Source organism: Corallococcus praedator (assembly GCF_003612125.1).
GTDB lineage: Bacteria > Myxococcota > Myxococcia > Myxococcales > Myxococcaceae > Corallococcus > Corallococcus praedator.
The window spans coordinates 1-3797 of record NZ_RAWI01000607.1; the positions used below are offsets into that span (position 1 = coordinate 1).

A 3797-nucleotide genomic window follows, 5' to 3' on the forward strand; every position below is an offset into this window, starting at 1 on the left:
GCCCCCCGACCGGGCCTCCGGTCCGACGCCATGCCCGGGGGCCACCAGCCGGCGCACCAGCCCCCCCTGCACCAGCGCGGACAGCACCCCCACCACCGCGAAGAGCGCCCCGGAGCGCAGGCTGGCCTCCTTGAGGACGGCCGCGTCCGGGTGCACCGCGTGCACCAGCCACCCACCCTCCAGCGGCACCGCCCCGGACGACAGGAAGCGCGTGAGGAGGAACACGGAGAAGGTGCCCTCCATCTGCGCGAAGGCCACGGTGAAGAGCAGCACCAGCACCACGCACCGGCCCACGACGGGAAGCGTCAAGACGGACGCGGCGCCCTTCATGGAGCGCACCGTGGCGGAGGGGCTGCCCGGCACCCGCGTCTCCGGCAGGAAGAACCAGGTGTTGATGAGGTTCAGGGCGGACAGTCCCGCGGCGAACAGGCCGATGGCGAGGTTGCCGCCCCACGCGCCCAGGACGCCGCCCAGCGCCGGCCCCAGCACGAAGCCCAGGCCGAACGCCGCGCCGATGATGCCCATGCCCCGCGCGCGCTCGCTGGGCTTGGTGATGTCCGCCACCACCGCCTGCGCCGTGGACACGTTGCCCCCGGACACCCCGTCGATGACGCGGGAGAGGAACAAGAGCGGCAGCGTCTGCGCGAAGGCGAACAGCACGTAGCCCGCCAGCGAGCCCACCTGGCTCAGCAGCAGCACCGGGCGCCGTCCGAACCGGTCCGACAGCCGCCCCATGATGGGCGCCGCCACCAGCTGCATCAGCGAGTACACCGCGACGAGCAGCCCCACCGTGAAGGGCGAGGCCCCGAAGCGCACGCCGTACACGCCCAGCTGCGGAATCAGGATGCCGAACCCGATGAGGTCCAGGACGGCGATGCCGAACACCACCCGCAGCGACGCCTCCCGTGCCAACTCGAACTCCCCTCGTCCACGTGCCTTCGAAAAGAGAAAACCGCCGGAGCGCTCAGACCAAGCGCTCCGGCGGGCCGGGAGACTCCCACCTGTCCTGCCGTGCGTCTACATCGCGCCGGCGGACTGGATGTTGCGGTTGGCCGTGTCGCGCTCGATGCAGCCCTTGGTCATCGTGTACTGGTACGTGCCCAGCTCGTCACGCCAGTACTCGCCCTCGTAGGGCCAGTAGAGCTGATCGTCCGCGACCGCCACGGAGTACTTGTACTTCTTGACGATGGCCGTGCGGCCGCCCGCCTTGAGCTGCTCCTCCAGGAACTCCTTCTCCTTGGTGGTCGTCTCGAACTTGATGCGCAGGCCGTTGGCCAAGAGCAGCTTGAGCGCGCCCAGCTCCGTCTCCAGCTTGCCCTTGGCCATGGTGCCGGCCTTGGAGATGAGGCTGGTGCGCTGGACCTTGAGGCCCTCCAGCAGCTGCTTGGTCAGCTCCGAGTACTTGAACGTGTCGCCCTTGTTGGAGAACAGGTCCATCTCACCCTCGAGCTCCAGGATGGAGTCGTTGGTCTTCTTCAGGTCCTGATCCGTGAGCGCGAGCCGCAGGATGCGCTCCAGGAGCACGTCCGTGCCGTTCTTCTCCAGGCCGTCCTTGTTCTTCTTCTGCACGTCCGCGAGCACCGTGTAGTACTCGCTCGCGTCCATGTTCTTCTTCACGAGCGAGTCCAGCTCATCGTGCACCGGCAGGTACGTGTGCTCGAAGTCCTGGAGGATGAGGTTGGACTCCCGGTAGCGGCAGTTCTCGTAATAGATGACGGCCTTCAGGATGAGCGCTTCCGGGAAGTACTCCTCGCGGAAGAAGGGCGACGACAGGGTGATGAGGTTGCCCAGCGCCTGCTCGTACTGACCGATGCGGTAGTTGGCCCACGAGGACTCGAAGAGGGCCTCCAGCCACTGCGTGTTCCCGCGCTCCACCTTGTTCAGATAGAAGATGGAGAAGCGGTTCTGCTGCATGCCGTAGTGCGTGCGCGCCAGCTGCATGAACGCCAGCTCGCGCAGCGACTTGTCCAGCTTCGCCTGCTCGCCGGTGCGGCCGACCATGGGACGGGTGAGGCGCACGACTTCCTTCATCGCCTCCACCGACGCCAGCACGTCCGTGTTGCCGCGCTTGGCCGCCGCGTCCTTGTGGTGGGTGCCGTTGCGGAAGAAGGCCAGACCCTCCAGGTACTTCGCGCGCGGGTAGAACGTGTCCGTGCGCGGGATGGTCAGCGCCAGGCGCTTCACTTCCTCGAAGCTCTTGTCCGCGTTCTCCGTCTGGCCGACCTGATCCAACGCGCGGCCGCGCACGAAGTGGTAGCGGGCCAGCAGGTAGCGGAACTCGTTGCGGAACTTCTCCGGGAACTCGTAGTTCGCGTACCGGGCGATCTCATCCAGGATGACCGTCTCGTTCTGCGTCTTGCGGCTGATGAAGAACAGCCACTCCAGGCTCGTCTTGAAGAACTTCGTGGACGGGCCCGCCGCGAGGATCTTCGAGAACTCGCCCAGCGACGAGTGGTACAGCCCCATGCGGTAGAGCGACTTGGCCAGCACGTAGCGCGCTTCGGTGTGCAGGCCCTGGAGCTTGGCGTCGCCCAGCAGCTCGTGCGACGCCATCGCCGCCTTCTCGTACTCGTCGTTCTTGAACAGCGAGATGGCCGCGTCCAGGCGCTGGCGGTCCGCCGTCTTGCCGGACACGTCCACCGCGTCGAACGTCATCGTGGGCGCGGGCGGCTTGTCGTTGTCGCCCGTGAGGTCCAGGCCCAGGCCGCCGCCGCTCTGGGCAGGCTGCGCGGGCTTGACGGGCGCCGGAGATGCAACCGGGGCCGCGGGCGTCGCGGTCACCGGAGGCGTGGCGGGGTTGCCCGCGGGGGCCACGGGGGCTTCAGCCGCCGTGTCCGCGGTGTCCTCCGCGGGGGCGGCCTTGCCCTTGCCGCGCTTGGAGGACGTGGCCTTCTTCTTGGAGGAGGACCCCTTCTTCTTCTTCTTGGACTGGCCCGCCAGATCCAGTCCTTCAAAGGACTGGGCCAGCGTGGGGGCCGTGTACGCGAGCGTGAGCCCGAGGACGGCGAGACGGAGGAACCGGTGGGTGCGCATCATGCTTATGAACCGGAGGGGAAGAAGAAGGACAGGCCCAGCTCGAAGAGGATCTGGTTGCGGAGGTACGTGGGCGTGGGCTCCCGGCCCTTCTCCACGTAGATGAGGTCGCGCAGCTCCGTGCGCAGCGTCATCCAGCGGTTGAAGAAGAAGCGCAGGCCGACGCCGATGTTGCCGCCACCCGTGAGGTAGGACTTGCCACCCGCGATGGCCTGTCCGTCCACGAGCGTCGTCTCCGGGCCGCGGTACTGCACCACCGAGGCGCCGAGGATGCCGTACATGTCGAAGTGGACGAACTTCTCCGCCAGCAGCGACAGCTTGCCGTAGATGGGCGCCCACTGGACGTCCGCGCCGCCCAGCAGCGTGAGCTGCCCGGGGGCCTGACCGTCCAGCTCACCCTTGGAGGGCGCGCGGCAGCCACGCGTGTCGCCGCCCGAGCCCTCCGTGAAGGTGCAGATCTGCGCGGAGCCGGCCACGGAGTTCACCGCGTAGCCCGCGCGCAGGCTCACGCCCAGCGTCTCCGACGGGTAGTACGTGAGCGAGCCGCCGAAGATGTACTTCTTGTAGAACGCGTCGCGGATGGTGATGGACGCGGACGGGCTGACTTCGAAGCGGCCCTTCTTGAGGAACATGTGGCCGGACACCGGCCGGATGCGCTCGCGAAGGGGGCCCAGGGCGTCCTTGTCCACCTCGGACACGTCACCGGCCTCCTCCTCCTGGGAGCCGGCCGGAGCCTGGGGTGCGGCCGCCTCCCAGGAGGAGGA

Annotated in this window: 3 protein-coding genes; all 3 read right to left on the reverse strand. The window is 67.9% G+C overall.

The genetic code is table 11. The annotated features are described in order from the left end of the window. The coding region (locus D7Y13_RS39660) for an MFS transporter (RefSeq protein ID WP_120630998.1) at nucleotides 1-912 on the reverse strand (912 nt) is incomplete at its 3' end. Nucleotides 913-1017: 105 nt separating this feature from the next. Next, complete coding sequence (gltC, locus tag D7Y13_RS39665) at nucleotides 1018-3036, reverse strand: adventurous gliding motility protein GltC (protein WP_120586121.1); 2019 nt, start codon at nucleotides 3034-3036, stop codon at nucleotides 1018-1020. Between the two features lie 2 nt (nucleotides 3037-3038). Then, on the reverse strand, nucleotides 3039-3797 hold a 759-nt coding region (locus D7Y13_RS39670), incomplete at its 5' end, for an outer membrane beta-barrel domain-containing protein (protein ID WP_120630999.1).

Excerpts from the sequence above, each read along its gene's own strand:
- gltC (WP_120586121.1), bottom strand. The coding sequence starts at position 3,036 with ATGATGCGCACCCACCGGTTCCTCCGTCTCGCCGTCCTCGGGCTCACG.